General features: G+C 68.8%; 30 protein-coding genes. 10 read left to right on the forward strand and 20 right to left on the reverse strand.

Annotated features, from left to right (window positions below; genetic code table 11):
- Position 1: 1 nt before the first annotated feature.
- From LOZ83_RS04855 to LOZ83_RS04865, 3 genes are all read right to left on the reverse strand, one after another.
- The gene (locus LOZ83_RS04855) at positions 2 to 532 is read right to left on the reverse strand and encodes a (2Fe-2S)-binding protein (RefSeq protein WP_236788961.1); all 531 of its coding nucleotides are present in this window, start codon (positions 530 to 532) and stop codon (positions 2 to 4) included.
- 208 nt (positions 533 to 740) lie between these two features.
- Positions 741 to 1,856, reverse strand: a complete 1,116-nt coding sequence (locus LOZ83_RS04860; RefSeq protein WP_236788962.1) for an XdhC/CoxI family protein — start codon at positions 1,854 to 1,856, stop codon at positions 741 to 743.
- On the reverse strand, positions 1,849 to 2,958 hold the full coding sequence (locus LOZ83_RS04865) for a VWA domain-containing protein (RefSeq protein ID WP_236788963.1): 1,110 nt from the start codon (positions 2,956 to 2,958) through the stop codon (positions 1,849 to 1,851). Before LOZ83_RS04865 ends, LOZ83_RS04860 begins: the two co-directional genes overlap by 8 nt.
- Positions 2,959 to 3,039: 81 nt before the next feature.
- Here LOZ83_RS04865 and LOZ83_RS04870 point away from each other — a divergent pair, with 81 nt between their 5' ends.
- Genes LOZ83_RS04870 through LOZ83_RS04885 form a run of 4 tightly spaced genes read left to right on the forward strand, consistent with a single transcriptional unit; the run spans position 3,040 to position 6,163 of the window.
- Positions 3,040 to 3,465, forward strand: coding sequence for a hypothetical protein (locus tag LOZ83_RS04870; protein WP_236788964.1), 426 nt, complete (start codon positions 3,040 to 3,042; stop codon positions 3,463 to 3,465).
- Positions 3,462 to 4,079 (forward strand): DUF3558 domain-containing protein, encoded by a 618-nt coding sequence (locus tag LOZ83_RS04875; protein WP_236788965.1) that lies wholly within the window; start codon positions 3,462 to 3,464, stop codon positions 4,077 to 4,079. The genes LOZ83_RS04870 and LOZ83_RS04875 overlap by 4 nt, the downstream gene beginning before the upstream one ends.
- Positions 4,080 to 4,088: 9 nt before the next feature.
- A complete protein-coding gene (locus tag LOZ83_RS04880) occupies positions 4,089 to 5,414 on the forward strand; it encodes a hypothetical protein (RefSeq protein WP_236788966.1) in 1,326 nt (441 codons plus the stop codon).
- Positions 5,415 to 5,416: 2 nt separating this feature from the next.
- The gene (locus tag LOZ83_RS04885) at positions 5,417 to 6,163 is read left to right on the forward strand and encodes an ESX secretion-associated protein EspG (RefSeq protein WP_236788967.1); all 747 of its coding nucleotides are present in this window, start codon (positions 5,417 to 5,419) and stop codon (positions 6,161 to 6,163) included.
- Here LOZ83_RS04885 and LOZ83_RS04890 read toward each other — a convergent pair.
- Positions 6,160 to 7,653, reverse strand: a complete 1,494-nt coding sequence (locus tag LOZ83_RS04890; RefSeq protein WP_236788968.1) for an FAD-dependent monooxygenase — start codon at positions 7,651 to 7,653, stop codon at positions 6,160 to 6,162. The two genes, LOZ83_RS04885 and LOZ83_RS04890, sit on opposite strands and share 4 nt — an antisense overlap.
- A gap of 50 nt (positions 7,654 to 7,703) precedes the next feature.
- Here LOZ83_RS04890 and LOZ83_RS04895 point away from each other — a divergent pair, with 50 nt between their 5' ends.
- On the forward strand, positions 7,704 to 8,312 hold the full coding sequence (locus LOZ83_RS04895) for a TetR/AcrR family transcriptional regulator (RefSeq protein WP_236788969.1): 609 nt from the start codon (positions 7,704 to 7,706) through the stop codon (positions 8,310 to 8,312).
- Here the strand turns inward: LOZ83_RS04895 and LOZ83_RS04900 are convergent.
- The 11 genes from LOZ83_RS04900 to LOZ83_RS04950 are packed head-to-tail and all read right to left on the reverse strand — an operon-like array spanning position 8,301 to position 17,069.
- On the reverse strand, positions 8,301 to 9,167 hold the full coding sequence (locus LOZ83_RS04900; RefSeq protein WP_236789445.1) for a MoxR family ATPase: 867 nt from the start codon (positions 9,165 to 9,167) through the stop codon (positions 8,301 to 8,303). The two genes, LOZ83_RS04895 and LOZ83_RS04900, sit on opposite strands and share 12 nt — an antisense overlap.
- A complete protein-coding gene (locus LOZ83_RS04905; RefSeq protein ID WP_236788970.1) occupies positions 9,167 to 9,772 on the reverse strand; it encodes an NTP transferase domain-containing protein in 606 nt (201 codons plus the stop codon). The genes LOZ83_RS04900 and LOZ83_RS04905 overlap by 1 nt, the downstream gene beginning before the upstream one ends.
- Complete coding sequence (locus LOZ83_RS04910) at positions 9,765 to 10,556, reverse strand: IclR family transcriptional regulator C-terminal domain-containing protein (protein ID WP_236788971.1); 792 nt, start codon at positions 10,554 to 10,556, stop codon at positions 9,765 to 9,767. The genes LOZ83_RS04905 and LOZ83_RS04910 overlap by 8 nt, the downstream gene beginning before the upstream one ends.
- A gap of 4 nt (positions 10,557 to 10,560) precedes the next feature.
- Complete coding sequence (pcaC, locus tag LOZ83_RS04915) at positions 10,561 to 10,944, reverse strand: 4-carboxymuconolactone decarboxylase (RefSeq protein WP_236788972.1); 384 nt, start codon at positions 10,942 to 10,944, stop codon at positions 10,561 to 10,563.
- Positions 10,941 to 11,708 (reverse strand): 3-oxoadipate enol-lactonase, encoded by a 768-nt coding sequence (pcaD, locus tag LOZ83_RS04920; RefSeq protein WP_236789446.1) that lies wholly within the window; start codon positions 11,706 to 11,708, stop codon positions 10,941 to 10,943. Before pcaD ends, pcaC begins: the two co-directional genes overlap by 4 nt.
- A gap of 2 nt (positions 11,709 to 11,710) precedes the next feature.
- Positions 11,711 to 13,042: an adenylosuccinate lyase family protein gene (locus LOZ83_RS04925; RefSeq protein ID WP_236788973.1), complete on the reverse strand. Its 1,332-nt coding sequence runs from the start codon at positions 13,040 to 13,042 to the stop codon at positions 11,711 to 11,713.
- Positions 13,035 to 13,565, reverse strand: coding sequence for a protocatechuate 3,4-dioxygenase subunit alpha (gene pcaG / locus LOZ83_RS04930; protein WP_236788974.1), 531 nt, complete (start codon positions 13,563 to 13,565; stop codon positions 13,035 to 13,037). The genes LOZ83_RS04925 and pcaG overlap by 8 nt, the downstream gene beginning before the upstream one ends.
- Positions 13,562 to 14,302, reverse strand: a complete 741-nt coding sequence (pcaH, locus tag LOZ83_RS04935) for a protocatechuate 3,4-dioxygenase subunit beta (RefSeq protein WP_236788975.1) — start codon at positions 14,300 to 14,302, stop codon at positions 13,562 to 13,564. The genes pcaG and pcaH overlap by 4 nt, the downstream gene beginning before the upstream one ends.
- Before the next feature lie 12 nt (positions 14,303 to 14,314).
- Positions 14,315 to 15,490, reverse strand: coding sequence for a thiolase family protein (locus tag LOZ83_RS04940; RefSeq protein WP_236788976.1), 1,176 nt, complete (start codon positions 15,488 to 15,490; stop codon positions 14,315 to 14,317).
- Positions 15,490 to 16,215: a CoA-transferase subunit beta gene (locus tag LOZ83_RS04945; protein ID WP_236789447.1), complete on the reverse strand. Its 726-nt coding sequence runs from the start codon at positions 16,213 to 16,215 to the stop codon at positions 15,490 to 15,492. The genes LOZ83_RS04940 and LOZ83_RS04945 overlap by 1 nt, the downstream gene beginning before the upstream one ends.
- A gap of 35 nt (positions 16,216 to 16,250) precedes the next feature.
- Positions 16,251 to 17,069 (reverse strand): CoA transferase subunit A, encoded by an 819-nt coding sequence (locus tag LOZ83_RS04950; protein WP_236788977.1) that lies wholly within the window; start codon positions 17,067 to 17,069, stop codon positions 16,251 to 16,253.
- A gap of 84 nt (positions 17,070 to 17,153) precedes the next feature.
- Here LOZ83_RS04950 and LOZ83_RS04955 point away from each other — a divergent pair, with 84 nt between their 5' ends.
- On the forward strand, positions 17,154 to 18,071 hold the full coding sequence (locus LOZ83_RS04955; protein WP_236788978.1) for a D-glycerate dehydrogenase: 918 nt from the start codon (positions 17,154 to 17,156) through the stop codon (positions 18,069 to 18,071).
- 25 nt (positions 18,072 to 18,096) lie between these two features.
- A complete protein-coding gene (locus LOZ83_RS04960; protein ID WP_236788979.1) occupies positions 18,097 to 18,780 on the forward strand; it encodes an HAD family hydrolase in 684 nt (227 codons plus the stop codon).
- Positions 18,781 to 18,823: 43 nt separating this feature from the next.
- Here LOZ83_RS04960 and LOZ83_RS04965 read toward each other — a convergent pair whose 3' ends face one another.
- On the reverse strand, positions 18,824 to 19,135 hold the full coding sequence (locus LOZ83_RS04965) for an iron-sulfur cluster assembly accessory protein (RefSeq protein ID WP_236788980.1): 312 nt from the start codon (positions 19,133 to 19,135) through the stop codon (positions 18,824 to 18,826).
- Between the two features lie 251 nt (positions 19,136 to 19,386).
- On the opposite strand from LOZ83_RS04965, the gene LOZ83_RS04970 reads away from it, so the two are divergent.
- Together LOZ83_RS04970 and shbA are read left to right on the forward strand one after the other, a co-directional pair.
- Positions 19,387 to 19,821: a GtrA family protein gene (locus tag LOZ83_RS04970; protein ID WP_236788981.1), complete on the forward strand. Its 435-nt coding sequence runs from the start codon at positions 19,387 to 19,389 to the stop codon at positions 19,819 to 19,821.
- A 295-nt stretch (positions 19,822 to 20,116) separates the two neighbouring features.
- Positions 20,117 to 20,791, forward strand: coding sequence for an RNA polymerase sigma factor ShbA (gene shbA / locus LOZ83_RS04975; protein WP_236788982.1), 675 nt, complete (start codon positions 20,117 to 20,119; stop codon positions 20,789 to 20,791).
- A 227-nt stretch (positions 20,792 to 21,018) separates the two neighbouring features.
- Here the strand turns inward: shbA and LOZ83_RS04980 are convergent, their stop codons facing one another.
- Positions 21,019 to 21,339 carry a WhiB family transcriptional regulator gene (locus tag LOZ83_RS04980; protein WP_236788983.1) on the reverse strand — a complete coding sequence of 107 codons (321 nt, stop codon included), beginning with the start codon at positions 21,337 to 21,339 and terminating at the stop codon, positions 21,019 to 21,021.
- Positions 21,340 to 21,445: 106 nt separating this feature from the next.
- Positions 21,446 to 21,817 carry a DUF4267 domain-containing protein gene (locus LOZ83_RS04985; protein ID WP_236788984.1) on the reverse strand — a complete coding sequence of 124 codons (372 nt, stop codon included), beginning with the start codon at positions 21,815 to 21,817 and terminating at the stop codon, positions 21,446 to 21,448.
- Between the two features lie 86 nt (positions 21,818 to 21,903).
- On the opposite strand from LOZ83_RS04985, the gene LOZ83_RS04990 reads away from it, so the two are divergent.
- Positions 21,904 to 22,467 (forward strand): TetR/AcrR family transcriptional regulator, encoded by a 564-nt coding sequence (locus tag LOZ83_RS04990; protein WP_236788985.1) that lies wholly within the window; start codon positions 21,904 to 21,906, stop codon positions 22,465 to 22,467.
- Here LOZ83_RS04990 and LOZ83_RS04995 read toward each other — a convergent pair.
- Positions 22,441 to 22,917: a GNAT family N-acetyltransferase gene (locus LOZ83_RS04995; RefSeq protein WP_236788986.1), complete on the reverse strand. Its 477-nt coding sequence runs from the start codon at positions 22,915 to 22,917 to the stop codon at positions 22,441 to 22,443. The genes LOZ83_RS04990 and LOZ83_RS04995 overlap by 27 nt on opposite strands.
- Entirely contained in the window at positions 22,914 to 23,357 is a 444-nt protein-coding gene (locus LOZ83_RS05000; protein ID WP_236788987.1) for a MaoC family dehydratase, read from the reverse strand. Before LOZ83_RS05000 ends, LOZ83_RS04995 begins: the two co-directional genes overlap by 4 nt.
- Positions 23,358 to 23,371: the final 14 nt, after the last annotated feature.

The following is a 23,371-nucleotide window of genomic DNA, read 5'->3' on the forward strand; positions in this document are numbered from 1 at the left end:
GTCACTCGCCTCCGATCGCGGACGGTGCGCGCACGTCCTCGGACATGCGCTCGGCCTCGGGGCCGGCGCCCGGGCGCATGTGGTCCGCGGCGTCGCGGACGGCCCGCACGATGTTCTGGTAACCGGTGCAGCGGCACAGGTTTCCTTCGAGGCCTTCGCGAACGGCCTTCTCGTCCGGGTTGGGGTTGTCGGCGAGCAGGTCGATCGACTGCATGATCATGCCGGGCGTGCAGAAACCGCACTGCAGCGCGTGGTTGTCGTGGAAGGCCTGCTGCACGGGATGCAGTTGCCCGTCGCGCGCCAGGCCTTCGATGGTGGTGATCTCACAGCCGTCGGCCTGCACGGCGAGCATCGAGCAGGATTTCACGCTGTGGCCGTTGAGATGGACGGTGCAGGCACCGCAGTTGCTGGTATCGCAACCGATGACTGTGCCGACTTTCCCGAGTGTTTCCCGCAGGTAGTGAACGAGCAACGTGCGGGGTTCGACCTCGTCGGAGTACTCGGTTCCGTCGACGGTGACGGTGATACGCATTTGAGGCCCTCCAGTGCTGGGAGCTGGGTGATCGGCTTCACACCGGAGCCTCCTACTTAAGTCGCCGCCGGACAAGTCCCCGGCGGGTGACCAATTTCGGGTAGTTCCGCAGACGCGACGTTTTCCCTTATTTCTCACCGATTTCGCGGAGATCCACAATGCACGATCCGACAGAATTCTCGCGGGCGATCACTCGGTTGTGGAATTATTACGAGGCGTGGATCCGGCCGGACATTTCCGCCAGCCGCTGCCCGCCGCCGCCCCACCGCAGCGCGATGATCTCCGCCGCGATCGACACCGCCGTCTCCTCCGGGGTGCGCGCGCCGAGGTCGAGCCCGATCGGCGAGGACAGCCGCGCCAGTTCTTCTTCTGTCATACCGATTTCGCGGAGCCGCGCCAGCCGGTCCTCGTGCGTGCGCCGCGAACCCATCGCACCGACGTAACCGACGTCGAGCCGGAGCGCGACCTCCAGCAGCGGCACATCGAACTTCGGATCGTGAGTCAATACCGCAACTACGGTGCGCCCGTCGATCCGGCCCGCTTCGGCTTCGGCCCGCAGGTAACGATGTGGCCAATCGACGACGACCTCGTCCGCGTCGGGGAAGCGGCTCGCGGTCGCGAACACCGGCCGGGCATCACAAACCGTGACCTGGAATCCGAGATAGCCACCCATCCGTGCCATCGCGGCGGCGAAGTCGATCGCACCGAACACCAGCATCCGGGGCGCCGGCTCGAACGCGTTCACGAACACGGACATGCCTTCACCGCGGCGCTCGCCTTCCAGGCCGTAGTGCAGCGTCCCGGTGCGGCCCGTGGCCAGCAGGCCGCGCGCGTCGTCGGCCACCGCGGCGTCGATCCGGCTGGTGCCGAGGGTGCCCTTGGTGCGGTCCGGCCAGACGATCATGCGCCTGCCGATGCGCCCGGCGTCAGCGTGCTCGATCACGGTCACCACCGCCACCGGCTGTCCTTTGTGGACTGAATCGACGACCTCTTCCAGCTCCGGCATGGTGTTCTTGTCGACCCGCTCGACGTAGATGTCGATGATCCCGCCGCAGGTCAGGCCGACCGCGAAGGCGTCGTTGTCGCTGACGCCGTAGCGCTGGAGCACGGGGTTGCGCTCGGCGACGACCTCCTGCGCCAGCTCGTAGACCGCGCCCTCGACACAGCCGCCGGAAACGCTGCCGACGACCTCCCCGTCCTCACCGACGAGCATCGCGGCGCCGGGCGCGCGTGGGGCGGAGGAGAAGGTGGACACGACCGTGCCGAGACCGACGGCCTCGCCCTCGGCCCAGCGCTTGTAGAGCTCGTCCAGTACGTCATGCATCGCGTATCTCCACCAGCAGTCGTTCCAGAGTGGCCAGGCTGTGCCCGGCCAGCAGATGATCGAGGTGCGGGAGCGCCGCGGCTATGCCCGACTGCACCGGAGCGTAACCGTCGCGTCCCGCGTGGGGGTTCACCCACAGCACAGCGTGCGCCAACCTGCGCATTCTGGCCAGTTCCTCGCCGAGCAGCGCGGGGTCGCCGCGTTCCCAGCCGTCCGAAAAGATCACGACCACGGCCCGGCGGGCCAGCCCGCGCTGGCCCCAGCGGTCGAGGAAGACGCGAAGTGTTTCGCCGAGCCTGGTGCCGCCGGCGAAGTCGGGCACGGCCTGGCCGGCGCCGAGCATCGCGCGCTCGGGGTCACGCTGGCGGAGCTGGCGGGAGACGCGGGTCAGCCTGGTGCCGAGCGTGAAGACTTCGGTCTGCGGTGCGTGCCGGACGACGACATGTGCGAAGCGGAGCAGGGAATCGGCGTACGGGCTCATCGAGCCGGACACGTCGAGCAGCAGCACGACCCGGCGTGGTCGCGTGGTTTTCTTGCGGTAAGCCAGTTTCACGGGTTCGCCGCCGCCGGCGATCATGCCGCGGAGGGTGCGGCCCGGGTCGAGCGCGCCATTCTTGGCGTGCTTCCGCCGCTGGGACTTGCGGACCGGCGGGACCGGTTTGAGCGTCGCGAGCAGCTCCCGCAGATGGCGTCGCTCGGCGGCGGTCAGTTCGGCGAGGTCGCGCTGGCGGAGCAGCTCGGTATCGGTCGCCGCGACGCGGAGTTCGTCGGCTTCCTGCTCGCCCTTGCCTTCGGTTTCCTGTTCGCCGGCCATCGCGGCCATCCGCGCCCGCTGTTCCCTGGTGACCGTCACCGGCCGCGCGGCCGGCGGTTCGGCGGCGAACCACTGGGCGAACGCGTCGTCGTAGCGCGGCAGATCGTCGGGATCGGCGCACAGCGTCACCCGTCCGGCCCAGTACAGGTTGGCGATATCGGCCAGATCTACGCTCTGTACCGCCTCGAGATAGGAGTGCACGCGCTGGGGCCCGGCGGGCACCCCGGCCTCCCGCAGGGCGGTCGCGAAACCGACCAGGGAGGGCAGTGGATCGGCGGTGCTCACCACACCATTGTGCCCTCGTTCACGGGAACCGTCCGCTAGGCTCGGTGCGTCAGACGGTCACCATCCAGTAGCGGGGAGGCAGCAGTGCTGGAGCCGATGGGAGCGGCGACTTCAGCCGCCGAACAGATCTTCGGTGACGTGTCGACGTGGTCCGCCGTAGGCACGGTCGCGGGCTCGGCGGGTGGCTCGTTCGAATTCCCGAGCGTCGAGGAGATCGACGCGGTGCTGGCCTCGTGGCGGGAACGGCAGGACAGCATAACCAAGCGGGGTGACACGCTGGAATTCATGGTGGCCTCGGTCTACAACGCCCCTGCCAACGATGACGCGACAACGGGATACATGGGGATTTGGGGGACGTCGCTCAGTCAACTACGCGACCAGCACAAATCCATGCTCGACTATGTCAACAATTACATCCAGAAGCTGGAAGCGGCGAAGAAGGCCAAGCAAACCGGCGAGGACGAGACCACCGACGCGATACGCAAGTCAGCGGGAGGCATCACCCAGTGAGGGGAACCATCCTGCGCCTGGGGTTCTGCCTGGCATTCGGAGCCATGTTCGCGCTCGCAGGCTGTTCACAATCCACTCCCGGTTCACCCATACCCGCCGATACAGGTACTTCCGGGCCTGCGGCATCCGGCACGCCATCCCAGCCCGCACTCGATGCCGAGCCGTACCGCACGAAGCCGTGCGATCTCCTGCCAGCGGACCTGCTGAAATCATTGGGATACACCGCAGCCGGCATGGTGGTTGCCCCCGACAAGGCAGCCATTGCCGGCGATGCGTGTGCCTGGCATGACTACAGCGGGCCCAAAGCGAAGAGCATTCAGGCCCACATCCTGAAGAAGATCACCGATCCGAATTTTCCGGGTCTCGCTGCCATCTTCAACAACTACAAGAAGGGCCTGATCGCGTACGCCGACCCCACCGACGTGTCCGGCTACCAGGGAGTCTTCGCCGATCTGCAGGATGACCGCTCCTCAGGTAAGTGCGACCTTTCGGTCGCCATCAGCGATACTCAGGTCCTGACCGCCAGCGCCGACGGCTACAACAACGCCCAGGATTCGTGTGATACCGCGAAGCAGCTGGCTGAGGCTATGATCAAGACGCTGCAGGGTTCCTGAGGGGGAGCGATGGGGACGATGGACGGCACGCAGATCTACAACAACTTCAACGCCGGTAGACCCGAGGTTTTCCAGGCGCTGGGGGATTCGATCGACGACCTCAACAAGGGTTACCTCGACGAGGCCAAGGCGATCATGGAGTTGCAGATGCGGATGAGCCAGTCCTGGACGGGCGCTTCCGGCGACGCGGCCAGTGCGGGGGCTGGCCCGCTCGCCGCGGCGTTCCGGGATTCGTCGGTGCCGCTCGACGAGACCACCAACGCGATGAGCACCCAGACCGGCTCGCTGGAGACGGCCAAGAGTGCGGTTGTGCCAGTGCCGCCCGCGCCCGAGAAACCCAGTGGCTGGTCGACCGTCTTCAAGGCCGCCATTCCGATCGTCGGGCCGAGCATGGCGGTCAGCGACATCAAGTCGTACCAGGACGGGCTCGACAAGCACAACACCGCCAACGAGACCAACGTCCGGGTGATGGCCCAGTACTCCTCGGCCACCAGTTCCACCCAGAGCACCATCCCGATGAGCTACCGGCCCCTCGCGATCGACGGCGCGTCGGTCAGCGTCAAGCCGCCCGAGCTGAACGTGACGACCGGGCACCTCACCTCCCAATACGTCGGGCCCACCCAGCAGTCCCCCTCGTCGACACCTTCGCCATCAGGCAGCGGACCGATCGGGTCCGGGCCGGTCAGCCCGCCGCCGAACGTCCGGCCGACCGGGCCCGTCACGGCGGTCACGCCACCGACCGGCCTGAACGTCAGTCCTGTGACCAGGCCGCCGAGCCTGCCGGGCCCGGGCGGCACCAGCCAGGGCGGCGGGACCGGCAGCAGCGGCTACGTGCCCGGCGGCGGCTCGAACTCCGCCGACCCGCAGCGGCGCGGGCCCAGCGGCAACCGCGGCCCGACCGGCACCGGCGGCGGGAACTCCTCGAACTCCGGGCGCAACAACAGTGCGGCCAGCCGCCTCTACGGCACCGACGACGAGAACACGAACCGGCGCGGGACGGGCAGCGGCGGGCGCGGCAGCGGCTCAGGCTCCGGCGCGGCTGACGAGCGGGTCGGACGCGGCGCCGGCGAGAGCAGCAAGGTCGCCGAGAACCGGCTCGGCGCCGGCAAGGGCAGCGGCGCGGGCAACCTCGGCAACGCGGCCGCGGCCGAGCAAGCCGCGGCCGGTCGCGGCGCCGCCAAGGGCGCCAACGGCTCGCCGATGGGCGCCGCCGGGCAGCGCGGGCGCGGCGAGGACGACGAGGAACACCAGCGTCCCGACTACCTGCTCGAAGCCGACCCCGACTCGATCTTCGGCAACGACATCCGGGCGACCCCGCCGGTCATCGGCGAATAGGCATGCCGGCGGTTCGCAGCGACTACCTCACCCTCCCACTCGACGCGCTCGCGGGCGCCGTCGAGCGGGAGAACCTGGGGACCCTGCACCTCGTCCTGCGCCCGGAACCGATCTGGCTTCCCGACACCGAGAAGCTCGCCGCCGAGCAGCGGATGCGCGACGCACTCCAGGAAGCGGGCCTGCTGAACCGGCGGGGCCAGCTCGATGTCGAGTTCCTCGACTGGCTCCCGCTCCTGACGAGCGCCTCCGTCGAGTACTACGGCTGGGTCCACGATGGACAGAAGACCTACGGGATTCTCACGGCAGCGCGCGGACTTCAGGGCATCGTCGCCATCCGGGTCGGCGACGGGATCGCGCTCAAACCCATCCAGCGGGAGCACCTCGCCGAAGCGCTGATCGCCGAACTGCCCGACGTCCGCCCCGGCGGCGGGCGCCCGCTGATGATCCGCGTCGCCGAGCTCGAGGCCGCGAGCCGCGAGGACCGCAGGCCCAGCTGGGACATCCGCGACCTCGTGAACGTCCTGCAACGACCGGTCACCGGCACCGGCGAGCTCTACGCCGCCCGCCGCGACGACCTCAACCGCTACCACCGGCTCGAAGAACCGCTGCACTACGCCGACACCGACTGGGGCCGCTACCTCAACTACTCGTCCGGCACCGGCAAGGAAGCCGCGGTCCACCTGGCGCCCGGCTCACCCGGCGCCCTCATCGAGCACCTGCTCCGGCTCGAACAAACGCTGCCGAGCTAACCGAACCACCGCGACAACGCGTCCGCCAAACCGTCCGGCCCATCATCGCTCGCCCACGCGACAAAACCGTCCGGACGGACCAGCGCACCCGCCAACCGCGGATGGCTCACACACTTCGCGGTCAGGACCCGCACCCGCGAACGCCACGGAGCCACAACCTGGCGCAAGGCCTCGGAGTCCGTCGAATCCAGCAGCACCGCCGAACCATCCTGACAATGCTCACCGAACCGGCTGCCGTCCGCGAACTCGAAATCCGGGGCGCTCAAACCTGCCAGCTCATGCGTGCTGTCGACCGGATACCGGTTCAGCACACCGGAAAGCTTCTTCGCGAGATACGTCGCGCCGTCGGGCGTGTCGAGCAAATCCGTGACCACGTCACGCAAAGCGCGCGTGCGCGGGTCCGTGCGCATCAGCGCCACCTGCGCCCGCGTCCACTCCAGCACCCACGCGCCGATCGGATGCCGTTCCGTCGTATAGGTATCCAGCAACCCTTCCGGCGCCCAGCCATGAATCGTCGCCGCGAGTTTCCAGCCCAGGTTGGCCGCGTCGCCGATGCCGAGGTTCAGTCCCTGCCCGCCGAACGGTGAGTGCACATGTGCCGCGTCGCCCGCGAGGAGCACCCGTCCGTGGCGGTAAGTCGTTGCCTGGCGGGCATTGTCGGTGAACCGGGTCGCGGTGTGCACGGCGGTGATCGTGACGTCCACACCGGACACCCGCCGCATGCTCTCTTGCAGTTCCGCCGCCGTGATCGGCGCTTCGCGATCCGCGGGCACACCGGGTTCGACGGTCAGGATCCGGCCCGGAACCGGTCCGTGCACATAAATTCCGCGATCCGTCCGGTGCCAGCCCATCCCGAGCCCTTCGGCCCCGGTGATCTCGACCAGCGCCTGCCGCCCGGTGATCTCCGGATCGGTACCGGGAAAATCGAACTCGCCGAGCTTCCGCACCAGGCTGCGCCCACCGTCGCAGCCGACGAGCCAGCCCGCGCGCACGACCTCCTCCCCCAACCGCACGCCGACCCCGGACTCGTCAACGTCGAAGCCCGTCAACGCGGTGCCCCGCCGGATTTCCGCGCCAAGCTCGGAAGCCTTGTCCGCCAGCACAATTTCCAGCGCCTGCTGCCCGATCGGCAGCGTCTCACCCGCCGGCCCGGGGTCGCCGAAAGCCGGATCAGTGAAATCGACCCGGCTGCCGTCCACCATGATGCCCGCGAAATGGCCGGCCATCCTGGGCGGCCGGCCTCCCGAGCCCCGGCCGAGGAACGCCCGCATCCGTTCGTACGCAAGACGTTTCTGCTCCTCCAGCGCCGGCCACAGGCCGCGCCGGTACAGCACCTCGGCCGTCGACCTGCCGAACCCGCCCGCCTTGATCGTCTGGTCCATTTCGGACAGTCGCTCGACGACGAGCACGCGCACCCCGGCCAGCCGCAGTTCCACGGCGAGCATCAGTCCGACGGGGCCACCCCCGGCCACCACCACATCGAAGTCCATGGCCACAAAATATATCGAGTAAAAGTTTATGTCCAGTACACTATCGAGCCATGGGACTCCGCGAGCAGAAGAAGCAGGCCACGCGACGGCAGATCTCGAACGTCGCGACCGGGTTGTTCCTGGTCAGAGGCTTCGACAAGGTGACGGTCGCGGAGATCGCCGACGCGGCGGGCGTGTCGAAGATGACGGTCTTCAACTATTTCCCGCGCAAGGAGGACCTGTTCCTGGACCGGCACGCGGACCGGCTCGACGACCTCGAGAGGACGATCCGTACCCGCGCGCCCGGCGAGCCCGTGGTCGCCGCGCTGCGCCGGTATCACCACGAACTGCACGAAGCGCGGCATCCGCTCACCGGCACCAGGCCTGGTTCGGCGCAGTTCCTGCGCGTGGTGCACGCGAGCCCCGCCTTGCTGAACCGGACGCTCGAACAGTCACGTGAGATCGCCGAAAAGCTGCGGACCTTGCTCGCCGAGGAGACCGATCCGCTCGACGCCGAGCTGATGGCGAATCTCCTGGCCGCCACCATTGATTCGATCTACGAGTACACCGCGAAGCGGATGCTCGCCGGCGACGATCCCGACGAGGTGCACCGCGATCAGGCCGCCGTCATCGACCGGGCCTTCGACCTGGTCGAACACGGGACCGGGTCACGCGAGTAGCGCGTCCAGCTTCGCCCGCACCCGCTCCATGTCCTCGGTGTACTTGAGCACCGCGCCGAGCGTGCGGGCCGCCGTCTCGACGTCCAGCTCGTCGCGATCCAGCGCGAGCAGCGCCTGCGCCCAGTCCAGCGACTCGGCGACCCCGGGCGGCTTCAGCAGCTCCAGCTCGCGCAGCCGCCGGACGGCCACCGCCACCTGGGTCGCGAGGCGCTCGCCGACGCCGGGCAGCCGCCGCCGCAGGATGGCGACCTCGCGCGCGAGGTCCGGGTGCTCCAGCCAGTGGTACAGGCACCGCCGCTTGAGGGCGTCGTGCACCTCGCGCGTGCGGTTCGACGTGAGAATCACCAACGGCGGCTGCTCGGCGCGCACCTCGCCGAACTCCGGGATGGTCACCGCGTTCTCGTCCAGCAGCTGCAACAGGAACGCCTCGAACTCGTCGTCCGCGCGGTCGATCTCGTCGACGAGCAGCACACACGGCGCGGTGGTAAGCGCTTTCAGCAGCGGCCGGGCGAGCAGGAAACGCTCGGTGTAGAGCGACTGCTCGGCGGTTTCGACGTCGAGCGACTCGCTGCCCGCTTCGAGCGCGCGCAGGTGCAGCAGCTGCCGCGGGAAATCCCATTCGTAGAGCGCCTGCGCCGCGTCGATTCCTTCGTGGCACTGCAACCGGATCAGCGGCAACTCCAGCGAGCGCGACAGCGCGACCGCGAGCGAGGTCTTCCCGGTGCCGGGTTCGCCTTCGCAGAACAGCGGCCGCTTCATGCGCAGGGCGAGGAACGCGGCCGTGGCGACGCCTTCGTCGGCGAGGTAGCCCGTGCCTTCGAGCGCCGTCGCCAGCTCTTCCGGTGAGTTGACCATCACTGTTCCAGAGTAGAGGGCAAGTCCTCGGGCGTGTCGACGTCGAACCCGCTGCCGAGGTCGGCGCACTCGACGAGGCGCAGATCCTGCCTGGTGGCAAGCCAATCTCGGGCACCGCGGTCACCGCTCGCGGAAGCGGCGACGCCGGGCCACCACGTGCGCCCGAAAAGCACCGGATGTCCGGGAACGCCGTCGTACGCGGCGCGCGCGACGACCTCCGGCGAGGCTTGCGCGGCTAGCCGGGCGATCACCCGCGCGTCCACTTTGGGCAGGTCCACCAGGTGCACCAGCACGGCGTCGGCTTCCGGCAGCGCGCGCAGGCCGGCCCGCAGCGACGCGCCCATCCCGGTCGCCCAGTCCTCGGCGAACACCGCCAGTGACGGGTCCGGCAGCAGCGCTCGGGCGTCCTCGGCCTGCGCGCCGAGCACGACCCGGATCGGCGCGCAGCCACCGTCGGCCAGCACGCGCAATGCCCGGCGCACCAACGGTTCTCCATCGAGTTCGACGAGCGCTTTGGGGCGGCCGAAACGCCGGCCGGCACCGGCGGCGAGCAGCAGCCCGGCGCAGCGGGCCCCTCCCGCTGGAGGCGCCAGCGAATCAGCCACGGCGGTGGGCCTGTGCGGGGGTGACGGCGAGGTCGTCCTCGATCCGTTTCGCGGCGGCGAGCAGCGGCGGGACCATCTCGTCCCGCACCGACTCGCGGGTCGTCCGGCTGGCGTGAGTGGACACGTTGATCGCGGCGACGACCGTGCCGCGCCGGTCGCGGATCGGCGCGGCGGCCGACCGCAGGCCTTCCTCCAGCTCCTGGTCGACGAGCGCCCAGCCCTGCTCACGCACGGCATCCAGCTCGGCACGCAACGCCTCGGGCTCGGTCAGCGTGCGCGCGGTCAGCCGGTCCAATGCGGTCTCGGCCAGGTACTTCTCCAACGCCGGCCGCTCCAGGCCGGCCAGCAGGACGTGCCCCATCGAGGTGGCGTGCGCGGGGAAACGCGTGCCGACGTTGATGGTCACGGTCATGATCCGCGAGACCGCGACGCGCGCGACGTACACGATGTCCGTGCCTTCGAGTACGGACACCGAACTGGACTCGCGCACCTCGGCGGACAGCCGTTCCAGGTGCGGCTGGGCGACCTCCGGCAGCGTCATGCTGGACAGGAACGCGTAGCCGAGTTCGAGGACGCGCGCGGTCAGGGAGAAGTACTTGCCGTCCGTGCGGACGTAACCGAGATCGGTGAGCGTCAACAGGAATCGCCGTGCCGCCGCCCGGGTCAGGCCGGTCACCCTGGCCACATCGGACAGGGTGAGTTCGGGCGCGCCCGCGTCGAACGCCCGGATCACGGCCAGGCCGCGCTCCAGCGACTGCACGTGATGCGCGGCACGTTCTTCCATGGCCTTAACTTACTTCGCCCATTTCCGAAAGGGTCTTCTGGGCGATCGCGAAGGCCGCGTTCGACGCGGGAACGCCCGCGTAGACGCTCGTGTGCAGGAGCACTTCGCCGATCTCGTCGGGGGTCAGCCCGTTCGTGATCGCGGCGCGGACGTGCATGGCGATCTCGTTCTCGCAGTGCAGCGCGGTGAGCACGGCGAGCGTGATGCAGCTGCGGGTCTTGCGATCGAGGCCCTCGCGCGTCCAGACCGAGCCCCATGCCGAGCGCGTGATGTAGTCCTGGAACTTTGCCGTGAACTCGGTGGTGTTCGCGACCGCGCGGTCGACGTGGGCCTCGCCCAGGACCTCGCGGCGGACCTTCATCCCCGCGTCGTAAAGCTCGTCGCTCATGCGACTCCCTTCAGATGGTCGAGAATCAGCTGGGTGAACCGGCCGGCCTGTTCGTAGCTGCCCAGGTGTGCCGCGTTGTCGACGATCTCGAACCTAGCGCCGCTAATGCCGTCGGCGATCACGCGGCCGTGGTCGGGCGGCAGCGCCTTGTCCTCCGCGCCCGAGATGACCAACGTCGGCGCGGTGATCTTCGGCAGGCCGGGCACGAGGTCGAGATCCGCGAGCAACTCGCAGCAGGACGCGTAGCCCTCGACCGGCGTGGTGGCCGTCATCTCGCTCAGCTTCGCGGCCTGCTCGGGGTTCGCGTCGATCCAGGGCTGGGTGAACCAGCGGCCGATGGCGCCCTGCGCGATACCCGCCAGGCCTTCGGCGCGCACGGTTTTGGCGCGGTCGAGCCACATCCGGGTGTTGCCGGGCTGCGCGGAGGTGCAGCACGCGACCAGGCTCCGGACGTGTTCCGGCGCGTTCTGCGCCAGCCAGACGCCGGTCATGCCGCCGAGGGACAGGCCGGCGAAATGCGCCGACTCGACGCCCAGCCGTGCCAGCAACGCGAGCACGTCGCCGCCGAGGTCGTCGATGCCGTACGGCCCGTTCGGCACGGGCGATTCACCGTGCCCCCGGGTGTCGTAGCGGATCACACGGAAACCGTTGTCCACCAATGGTTTCACTTGCGGTTCCCACATCCGCAGCGTGCTGCCGATGGAGTTGCTCAGCACGACGACGGGACCGTCGGCCGGACCCTCCACGACGTGATGCACCGCGATGGTCACTGGCTCCCCTTTCGGTCGGCGTGCGCGGTCAGCGCGCGTTCGACGAACACCCGCGCGCTCCCCAGATAGTCGGCCGGATCCAGCAGCCGCGCGATTTGCTCCCGGCTCAAATGCTTGCCCACCAACGGATGCTCGGCGAGCAGATCGAGCAACGCACCCTCGCCCGCGAGCGCGCGCTTGGCGCAGGCGGTGACCGCGTCGTGCGCCGCGAGCCGTCCGGTGTACTTCGCCAGCTCCGTGGTGACGCGTTCGGACAGGATCGCGCCGCCGGTCGCGTCGAGGTTCTCGCGCATCCGCGCGGGGTCCACTCGCAGGCGCTCGAAACTCGTGCGCAGCCAGTGGATCGCGGATCCGGTGCTGCGGAAAAGTTCCGTGATCGGCCGCCATTCGGCGTGCCAGGACCCGGCGGCCCGCTGGTGTTCCTGGGGCATCGCGGCGAGCAGCGTGCTCACCAAGCCGGGCGCCTGCTGAGCGGCGGCCTGCGCGGCGATCGCGGCGATCGCGTTCCGCTTGTGCGGCATGGTGGACGAACCGCCGCTGCCTTCGGCGATTTCGGCGACCTCGGCGACCTCGGTCTGCGCCAGCAGCGTGATCGTCCGGCTCGCGCCGCCGACGACCCCGCACAGTTCGCCGAGAGCACCGGCCAGCTCGGCGATCCGGGTGCGTTCGGTGTGCCACGGCAGCACGGGCTCGTCCAGCCCCAGCCGCCGACTGAACGCCGCGAGCACTAGCGGCCCTCGCTCGCCTAGCGACGCTAGCGTGCCGGTCGCGCCGCCGAGCTGAGCCGCGAGCCGGACGCCGCGCAGCCGCTGGGCGGCAGCGTCCAAACCGGACAGCCAGCCCGCCACCGTGAACCCGAAGGTCACCGGAATCGCCTGCTGTAAGAGGCTTCTGCCGACCTGGACCGTGCCCGCGTGCTCGCTCGCCAGCCGCGCGGCCTCGGCCGCCGCGGCCTCGAGGTCCTCGAAGAGCGGGATCAGCGCTCGCTTCGCGAGCAGCATCACGGCGCTGTCCATGATGTCCTGGCTGGTCGCACCGAAATGGACGTACCGGCCGGCTTCGCCCGCCTGGCTGGTGATCTCGCGGACGAGCGCCGCCGGTGGGCTGCCGACGCCGACCGCCTTCGCGCCGATCTCCGCCACGTCGAAGTACCCCTCGCGGCACACCTCGGCGATCCGGTCGGCCTGCTCGCGAGGGACGAGGCCGACGTCCGCTTCCGCGGCCGCTAGCGCCGCTTCAACGTCTAGCAACGCTCGCAACCAGGCGGCGTCGCTCACCTCATCGCGGACCGCACCGGCCGCGAGCACGGGATCGAACAGCTCAGACATCAAAGAACACTGTCTCGCCTTCGCCCTGCAGTCGCACGTCAAAGCGGTACCCGTCGCCGGTCTTCGACGCGATCAGCGTGTGCCGCCGGTCCTCCGGGACGGTCCGCAGCACCTCGTCCGCCGCGTTCGCGTCGGCCTTGTCGGCGAAGTAGATCCGGGTGACGACACGGTCGAGCAGGCCGCGGGCGAACACCGAGACGTCGATGTGCGGGGCCTGACCCTGCACCACACCGGGCACCTGGGTTAGGACGTTGTACGTCCCATCTTTGCCGGTCGGGCACCGGCCGAAGCCGCGGAAGCCGGGGACGCGGCCGCGCGGGTCGTCGGGGTGGTCGAACCGGCCGTCCGGGTCCGCCTGCCAGGTCTCGATCAGCGCGTCCGGGACCACGTCGCCGTTCCCGTCATAGACGGTGCCGCGGATCCACACCGCGTCCGGCGTGCCTTCGGGCACGACGGTCGGCCCGTCCTCCCAAGGCAGTCCGATCGACAGGAACGGCCCGACGGTCTGCGACGGCGTGGTCACTGGTCATCCTCCTCGTCCTCGAAGACCGACTGCTCGCGGCCGCGCACCACGATGTCCCACTCGAAGCCGAGCGCCCATTGGGCAGTGGTGCGGCTGTGGTCGTAGCGCGAGACCATCCGCTGCCGGGCCTTCTCGTCCGGCACCGAGTTGAAGATCGGGTCCTGGAAGAACAGCGGGTCGTCGGGGAAGTACATCTGGGTGACCAGCCGCTGCGGGAATGCCTGGCCGAACACGGAAAAGTGGATGTGCGCCGGACGCCAGGCGTTGTCGTGGTTGCCCCACGGGTAGGCGCCGGGCTTGATCGTGGTGAACTCGTACCGGCCTTCCGAGTCGGTGGTCGTACGTCCTACGCCGGTGAAGTTCGGGTCGATCGGTGACGGCCAGTTGTCGTTGACGTGCCGGTAACGGCCGCCGGCGTTGGCCTGCCAGATCTCGATCAGCGAGTCCGGAATCGGCCGCCCGTCGCCGTCGAGCAGCCTGCCGTGCACGATGATGCGCTGTCCCTGCGGCTCGCCGTCGTGCTGCACGGTCAGGTCGTTGTCGTGCTCGCCGAGCCGGCCGGGGCCGAGCAGCGGCCCGGTGACCTCGGTCAGCTTCTGCGGCAACAGGACGAGCGGCTGCTTCGGGTGGCGCAGCCGGGTCGAGCCGTAGCCGGGCGAACCGAGCGGCGGCTGCGTGCCCTCGGGATCCCGCCGGTAGCGCGGCAAGATCAGCTTGTCACTGGCCGGAGCTGCCATAACATCTTCTCCTCAACCTTCGAGTACGACTGCCAAACCCTGTCCGACACCGATGCAGATCGCGGCAAGCCCCCAGCCACCGCCACGGCGGCGCAGCTCGTGCGCGAGCGTGCCGAGAATGCGGCCGCCGGACGCGCCGAGCGGGTGGCCGATCGCGATCGCCCCGCCGTTGACGTTGACGATCGAGGGATCCAGCTTCGGCCAGTCCGCGAAGCAGGCCAGCGACTGCGCGGCGAAGGCTTCGTTCAGCTCGACCGCGGCGAGATCGGACCAGCCGATGCCCGCGCGCTGCAGCGCGATCTCCGCCGCACGCACCGGGCCGATGCCGAACACGTCGGGATCCACGCCCGCCGCGCCGCGGCCCGCGATCCGCGCCAGCGGCGTCTTGCCGAGGCGGTCGGCGGCCTTCTGGTCGCCGAGCAGGACCGCGGACGCGCCGTCGTTGAGCGGCGACGCGTTGCCCGCGGTGACCGTGCCATCCTTGCGGAACGCGGGTTTGAGCTTCGCCAGTTTGTCCAATGTGGAGTCCGCGCGGATGCTCTCGTCGCGGGTCAGCTCGGCACCCGGCACCGGGATGACGTGCGAGTCGTAGAAACCGGAGTCCCACGCCTTCGCCGCGTTCAGGTGGCTGCGCAGCGCGAACTCGTCCTGCGCCTCGCGGCCGATGCCGTAGCGCTCGGCGAGCCGTTCGGTGCTCTCACCCAGCGAGATCGTCCACTGCTCCGGCATCTCCGGGTTGACCATGCGCCAGCCGAGCGTGCTCGAATGCAGCGTCTGGTTGCTTGCGGCGTAAGGCTTTTCCGGCTTCAACAGGATCATCGGCGCGCGGGTCATGGACTCCACGCCACCGGCGACGACGAGCGACGCGTCGCCGACCGCGATGGACCGGCTGGCCTGCATCGCCGCGTCGAGGCCGGAACCGCAGAGGCGGTTGACGGTGCTGCCGGGCACGCTCGTCGGCCAGCCCGCGAGCAGCGCCGCCATCCTGGCCACGTTCCGGTTGTCCTCACCGGCCTGGTTGGCGTCGCCGAGCACCACTTCGTCCACAGTGGATGGATCAAGATCGTTGCGGGAAGCCAGTTCCCGAAGTACGTGTGCGGCCAGGTCGTCGGGCCGAACCTTCGCGAGCGCCCCGCCGTAGCGGCCGAAGGGCGTGCGGATGGCGTCGAGAACGAACGCGTCGGTCATCATGCCGCCTTCAATTCGCGCAGGGTCGCGAGTTCGGTTTCGGTCGGTGGCGGTGTGGCGGACAGCTCGGGCGAGACCTTCAGGTCCCAGCCCGTGGCCTCGCGCACCTGCTCGACCGTCACGCCCTCGTGGACCTCGGTCAGCACCAGCTCGGACGTGTCCGGAGCGGGCCGGAACACGCCGAGGTCGGTGATCACCAGCGTCGGCCCGGCGCCACGCAGGCCCAGCTTCTCGCGGTCACCCTTGCCGCGGCCGTGGCCGAACGAGGTGACGAAGTCGACCCGGTCGACGAAGCTGCGCTTGCTCTGCCGCACCACCACGTACACCTCTCGACACGACGCGGCGATCTCCGGCGCGCCACCGGCTCCCGGCAGCCGCACCTTCGGGTGCTCGTAGTCGGCGCCGATGACCGTGGTGTTGATGTTGCCGAACCTGTCCAGCTGCGCGGCCCCGAGGAAGCCGACGTCGATCCGGCCGGGCTGCAGCCAGTAGTTGAACACCTCGGGCACGCTGATCACCGCGTCCGCGGTCTCGGCGAGGATGCCGTCGCCGATCGACGCGGGCAGGCGGCCCGGCTTCGAGCCGAGCGTGCCCGATTCGTAGACGAGGACCAGGTCCGGCGCGTGCGTGCGGCGCGCGAGGTTGGCCGCGGTGGAGGGCAGGCCGATGCCGACGAAGCAGCGCTGGCCGCTGGACAGCGCGCGGGCGGCGGCGATCGACATCATCTCGTCGGACGTGTACGTCCGCTCTTCCGTCGCGGTCACTTGGTCCCCTCCATCGCGAACACCTTCTCGTTAAGCCATTCCTCGAACGAGTCCCGATTCCGCCCAATGGAATCCCAATACTCGTAATACTCGTTGTCCCGCTCGTAGTAGCCCTGCGCGTAGGACGGGTGCGCGCCGCGCGGTACTTCGGCGACCGCGGTGACCGCCCAGGACGGCAGGATCAGCTGGCCGGGCACGGGAGCCAGCTCGTCGACGACTTCCTCGACGGTGACCAGGCTGCGCTTCGCGGCGAGTACCGCTTCCTTCTGCACGCCGACGAGTCCCCAGATCTGCACGTTGCCGGCCCGGTCGGCGCGTTGCGCGTGGATGATCGAGACGTCCGGGTTGATCGCCGGCACGGCGGCCAGCTGCTCGCCGGTGAACGGGCAGGTGATCTGCTTGATCGTCTCGGTGTGCTCAGGCAGATCCGTGCCCGAGTAGCCGCGCAGCACCGCGAACGGCAGTCCGGACGCGCCGGCGACGTAGCGGTTGGCCATCCCGGCGTGGCTGTGCTCCTCGATCTCCAGCGGCACCGGCCACGAGTTCTGCACCGCGTCGCGGAACCGGTGCAGCGAGCCGACGCCGGGGTTGCCACCCCAGGAGAAGATCAGCTTGCGCGCGCAGCCGGCGCCGATGAGCTGGTCGTACACGATGTCCGGGGTCATCCGCACGAGCGTCAGGTCCTTGCGCCGCTGCCGGATGATCTCCTGCCCGGCCGCATGCGGGATCAGGTGCGTGAACCCTTCCAGCGCAACGGTTTCGCCGTCGTGGACCAGCTGCGCGACCGCGTCACGCAAGGACAGTATCTCAACCATGAGCTACCTCGTTCGCATTCCGCACATAAGTTCTCCATATGAACGTACTTGGTGACTCCGGGCCGCGCAAGGGAAGGTGGAGCCATGCGGATCGTGGTCACGAGGCGGATACCCGAAGCTGCGCTGGTCGAACTCCGGGCACTGGGTGAGGTGTGGATGCCCGAGGAGGACCGGGCGCTCGATCCGGACGAGCTGCGCAAGACCGTCGCGGGCGCGGCCGCGATCGTCTGCATGCTGCACGACCGCATCGACGCGTCCGTCGCCGAAGCCGCCGGCCCCAGCCTGCGGATCGTCGCGAACGTGGCGGTGGGGTACGACAACATCGACGTGCCCGCGCTCACCAGCCGCGATGTCTTCGTCACGAACACACCGGGAGTCCTCACCGACGCCACCGCCGATCTCGCGTTCGGGCTGCTGCTCGCGCTCACCCGCCGGATCGCCGAGGGCGACCGGCTGCTCCGGTCGCGCGAGCCCTGGTCGTTCCACCTGGGCTTCATGCTCGGCACCGGGTTGCAGGCCAAGACACTCGGCATCATCGGCCCCGGCCAAATCGGACGGGCGATGGGCAAGCGGGCCGAGGCGTTCGGCATGCACGTTGTCTACAGTGGACGGTCGGAGCCGAAGGAGGACCTGCTGCGGCGGGCCGATGTCGTGTCGCTGCACTGCCCGCTCACCCCTGAGACGCACCACCTGATCGACGCCGAAGCGCTGAAGGTCATGAAACCGACCGCCGTCCTGATCAACACCACGCGCGGCCCGGTGGTCGACGAGGCGGCGCTCGCCGACGCGCTGCTCGGCCGCGAGATCGCGGGCGCGGCGCTGGACGTCTTCGAGCGGGAGCCGGAGGTCGAGCCGCGCCTGCTGGAACTGGACAACGTGGTGCTCACGCCGCATCTGGGTTCGGCGACCGTGGAGACCCGGACGCAGATGGCCCTGCTCGCCGCCGAGAACGTGACGGCGGTACTCACCGGCAAGGAAGCGATAAATCCGGTGCGCGGCTGACTGGTACGGCAGTACTGTTTTCCGCGTGCGACAGACCCTCATCTTCGACGCCGACGACACGTTGTGGGAGAACAACGTCGTCTTCGAGCGCGTCATCGACGACTACCTCGACTGGCTCGCGCACCCGACGCTCGACCGAGCCGAACTCCGCGCGATCCTCGACGACATCGAGCGTGCGAACGCGGCCGTGCACGGCTACGGCACCAAGGTCTTCCTGCGCAGCCTGCACGAATGCGTGGCGCGGCTGCGGCAACGCCCGGCGACCGAGCAGGAGGGGCGGCAGATCCTCGAGCTGGCCGACCAGCTCATCAACCACCGGATCGAGCTCATCCCCGGTGTCGCCGACACGCTCGGCGACCTCGCCGCGCGGCACGAACTGTTGCTGCTGACCAAGGGCGATCAGGAGGAGCAGCAGCGCAAGATCGACGCGTCCGGGCTCGACCACCACTTCTCACACGTACATATCGTTCGGGAGAAACACGCGGGCACGTACCTGGAGCTGGTGGAGGAGCACTCGCTGCGGCCGGCGCACGCCTGGATGATCGGCAACTCGCCGAAGTCGGACATCGTGCCCGCCCGGCAGGCGGGGCTGAACGCCGTCTTCATCCCGAACGAGAGCACCTGGGTCCTCGAACACGATGTCGTCGACCCCGCCGACGACCGGGTACTGCACCTCTCGCGCTTCCCCGAGCTGCTCTCTCACTTCTGACCGTGGAAGGCCGGCCCCGCGGGAGCCGGCCTTCCACGATTCGTCAGACTCCGGTCGGCGCCTCGGGCGAGGGCATCACGGCGAAGTTGAGCTGACCCTGGTCGTCCTGCTGCACGTCCAGCACCTTGTCGTCGAGGAACTGGGCGGCCTGCGGCTCCAGGAACACGCGGGCCCCGGCGTCGGTGCCCAGCACCTGGTCACCGTCTTCCGGCTGCTCCGCCACGGACAGCGCCAGCTGCGCGCCCGCGTCCTGCTGGGCCTGCACGGCGAAGCGCAGTCCACCGGTCTCCTGCTTGCCCTCCTGGGCGGTCAGCGCGCTGATCGCCTCGGCGGCGGCATCGGTCAAAGCGAGCATGGTGTTCATCCCTTCGGTTACGTGCGCTCGTATCTCCCGACCATAGGGGTCTCGGAATGGTCACGCTCGCCAGACCCGGGCACCGGATCGCCCGCTCGACCGGTTACAAGTCTTCGGCCACTGTTCAGGATGGCCGGATCCGTTCCCCGGCATCATGGACGCGTGACCGCGCCGAACCCGGAGAACGCCGGAGAGCAAGGTCACTCAGTTGTACAGTGCAAGAAGTTGTTGAGGCTAGGTAAGTTGATGTCATGACCACTGCGCAGTGGACCGCAGAGCGAGCGGAGCGCCGGCGCGACTCCGCGCACCCGGTGGTCTGGTATGTCGCGGCGGGTGTGGTCACCACCGGACTACAGGAAGTGATCTTCCTCGCCGGGCGTCCGCTCATGGCGTCGGTCGCGGCGAACATCGTGGCGATCGCGGTCACGACACTGCTGAACACCGAGTTCCACCGCCGGGTCACCTTCGCGCACATGCGGACCTCCAGGGTGAAGCTGCACCTGCAGTCGCTCGGCACGTTCGCGTTCTACGCCGGCTACGGATCGGTCGTCCTGCTGGTACTCCAGGCGATCGTCGGCTCACCGTCCGCGACACTCGAAGCGGTGACGCTTGCCGTCACTAGTGCGGTGGGTGGAGTCTTACGATTCGTAGTCCTTCGCTGGTGGGTTTTCACTACTCGGCGATAACTGACCCGACAGGTCACGCGGAGATGTCACTTGTGTGCAAAAACCGCTCGGAACTGCACGGAGTGACCAACCGGCGATCGTCCGCAAGCAGGTCGCTGCGACAAATGGGGTATCTCCGCAAGTTCTCTTGTTGAAATCTGGACTGTCGAACACGCGCCGCTTACGATTACGCTCAGTCGCATCGGTGGCGGGTCGGCAGGGACCAAATGGGAGTGTCCGCTTACCGAGGGTGACAGACGTGGGCTCCCGATCGCGACCGATCGTGGGGTCGCCGTTGTCGTTGGGGAGTCGACCTATGAGAACCGAAGTCCCACCGGATACCGTCGTGCCTGTCGAAGCGTCGGTGCCCGGCTTCACCATTCCACAGTCGTTTCCGCGGGGTCCCGCGCAACGGCTGACCAAGGAAGAGCTCGATCCCGCGGTCAAGGATGCCGCGACCGGGGATCCGGCGGCCATTGCCAGGCTGATCAGCATGATCACGCCCGTCGCGGTGCGGTACTGCCGCGCTCGCCTCGGCGGTCGTGACCTGTCCTACCTGTCGGCGGACGACGTCGCGCAGGAGGTCTGCCTGGCGGTGCTGCACGCGTTGCCGAACTATCAGGATCGAGGAGGGTCGTTCCTGTACCTCGTGCACGCGATCGCGTCGAACAAGGTGGCCGACGCCTACCGGCTCGTGTCACGCGACCGGTCGGACCCGGTCGCCGAACTGCCCGAGCGCCCGCTGACCGACAACGAGCCGGAGAAACGCGCGCTCGACGTGGATCTGGGTGCCCGGCTCAACAAGCTGGTCGCCACGCTTCCGCCGCTGCAACAGGAAATCCTGACGCTGCGGCTGATCGTGGGCCTGTCCGCGAGCGAGACCGCCGAGGCGCTCGGCATCTCGGCCGGCAACGTCCGGGTCACCCAGCACCGGGCGCTCACCAAACTGCGCGCCATGATCACCCGTGACGGAGATCTCGTTCAGCCGTAAGCCTTTTTCGAGCTCGGGCAGGAGCTCGCAGGAGGCGGAAGAAGAAGTAGTCCCCGATGGTCGCCACCGATCTGGACCCCGTGCCAGATCGGTGAACCCACTGACTTTGTTCCGCTCGTCGCCCCCAGGCCTTGATGGCGTCCGCGACCTAGCGCTCACCTCGAACCCGTTGCCCGACGCGGCTTTCGCAGGCCGGACCAGGCCCCCCGGTCCGGCCTTCCCGGTTGTCAGCGCGTGGCCGAAACGTACTTCTTGCCGTCCTCCGCACGCTGCTTGCGGCGCATGATCGCGGCCCGGCGCTCGGCCTCGTCGAGACCACCCCAGACGCCGAACGGTTCCTCGGCGGTCAGCGCGTGATGGCGGCATTCGACGATGACGGGACAGGACCGGCAAACCCGCTTGGCCCTGGCAACCCGGTCCGCGCGGGCGAACCCGCGTTCCCCGTCCGGGTGGAAGAAGACCGAGCTGTCGAGATTCCGGCAATTGCCGTTGCGCTGCCACTCCCAGATTTCCGCGACCGGATTGGGCAGCCGTGTCGTATCAGCCATTGGTCAGACTCCCTCCCGAAGCGCTGTCGCAACAGGACTACCCAGGCGGGACGGCTGCTACACCTGACTTTCCTCGGTGGTTCTCATTGGAATTGGGCCGTGGGAATCAAATGACGAACAGCAGGGCGGCGCTGACGAGGACGACGACCGCGGTGGCGAAGTGGATCCCGAACGCCACGGCCCTCGTACCGCCGTTGCGCAGCACGACGATCGTGTCGCCGAGCGGGACCAGTGCGACCAGCAGCATGAACCAGGCTTCGGCGTGGGCGCCGGCGAAGGCCAGCAGCGCCAGGCCGACCAGGCCGTAGCTGCCGTCGCGCACGCCCTTGATCGTCAGGTACGCGGGATCGCCGTCGGCTTTCGCGGGCACGCCATACGCGGCGGCCGCCGGGCGGGGCACAAACAGGAACCGCAACCCGATGAACAGGATCATCAGGTTCAGCAAGATGGCTAGCCCGTAGGCGATGGGGGTGAGCATCTCGAACTCCGATCTAGCAACGCTAGGAACGAGAACAACGCTAACAGGTCAATGACATGAAGTCTAGCGGTGCTAGAATCGCTGCCATGTCCATTCAGACGCGCCGGGAGCGCGAGCGCGCGGACCGGGAGAAGCTGATCGTCGCGACCGCGCGCGAGCTGGCGGAGACCGAGGGCTGGGACGCGGTGACGACGCGCCGGCTGGCCGAGAAGGTCGAGTACAGCCAGCCCGTGCTCTACAGCCATTTCAGGGGCAAGGACGCCATCGTGATCGCGGTCGCGCTGGAGGGTTTCGCCGAGCTGGCCGAGCAGCTGCGCGGCGCCAGGGCGAGAGCCGACCAGACCCTCGCCGCAGTCAGTCGCGCCTACATCGCCTTCGCCGACCGGCACCCCGCCCTCTACGACGCGATGTTCAGCCGGTCCGTCGATCTGCCGTTCGCCACGCCCGACGCCCCGCCGGCCCTGCACGCCGCGTTCGACGAGCTGGCCGACGCCATCCGGCTGCAGACCCAGGAGGACGAAGTCGGCCTGCTCACCGAAACCTTCTGGGCGGCCCTCCACGGGCTGGTCACCCTCACCCGCAGCGGACGGCTCCCCCGCGACGCCGCCGACCGCAGGCTCGAACTACTGCTCGCGCGCTTCGACGGATAGCCGTTTCTCGAAGAAGTGATCCGCGTACAGCCGGTCGCCGTACGGCTCGACCTCCTGGTATCCGTGCCGCGCGTACAGCGCCCGCGCCTCGACCAGATCGCTTCGCGTGTCCAGGCGCATGACGTGGACACCGGCTTCCCGGGCGGCGTCCTCGGCCGCCCGCAACAACCGCGCGGCCCAGCCGTTTCCGCGCGCGCTCGCCTTGACGAACATGCGGGTCAGCTCGGCCGTGCCGGGTTCGGTGGACACCACGCCGACGCAGCCGACGATCTCGTTTCCCTGCCGCGAGACGAAGAACGGGTCGACGTGCTCGCTCGGCTCGTCGGCCTGCGCCTTGTCGATCTCCTCGCCGGTGGCCTGGCGGCCGTGGTAGCGGCTCACGATGTCGTCGAAATACTCGCGCAGCACCGCCGCGACGTCCGGATGGCCGACGGGCAGGCGCGTGATCAACGCCGGCGTACGAAGTTGAGCGCGACCGCAGAGATGACGATGTCGTCGTCCTGGTTGAAACCTTCGATGAGGCTGCGTACCAGCCCGCGGTCCGGCTTCGATTGCGACGGACGCGCCTCGAGCACCTGGACCCGGACGCGCAGCTCGTCGCCGGGCCGCACCGGCTTGAGCCAGCGCAGCTCGTCGATGCCGGGGCTGGCGAGGCTCGACACCGGAGACAGGTAGTTCCGCGCGAGCAGCTTCATCATCATCGCCGCGGTGTGCCAGCCGCTCGCGATCAGGCCGCCGAACGGGCTGCTCGCGGCGGCGACCGGGTCGACGTGAAAGGGCTGCGGGTCGTACTTCGTGGCGAACTCCAGGATCTCTGCCTCGGTCACCTTGGTACTGCCCAGCTCGTGCGTCGAACCCTGGACGTAGTCCTCGAAGTAGCGGTCGGTCATGGTCAGCAGCATCC

The organism is Amycolatopsis sp. GM8, from assembly GCF_021653975.1.
Taxonomy (GTDB): Bacteria; Actinomycetota; Actinomycetes; order Mycobacteriales; family Pseudonocardiaceae; genus Amycolatopsis_E.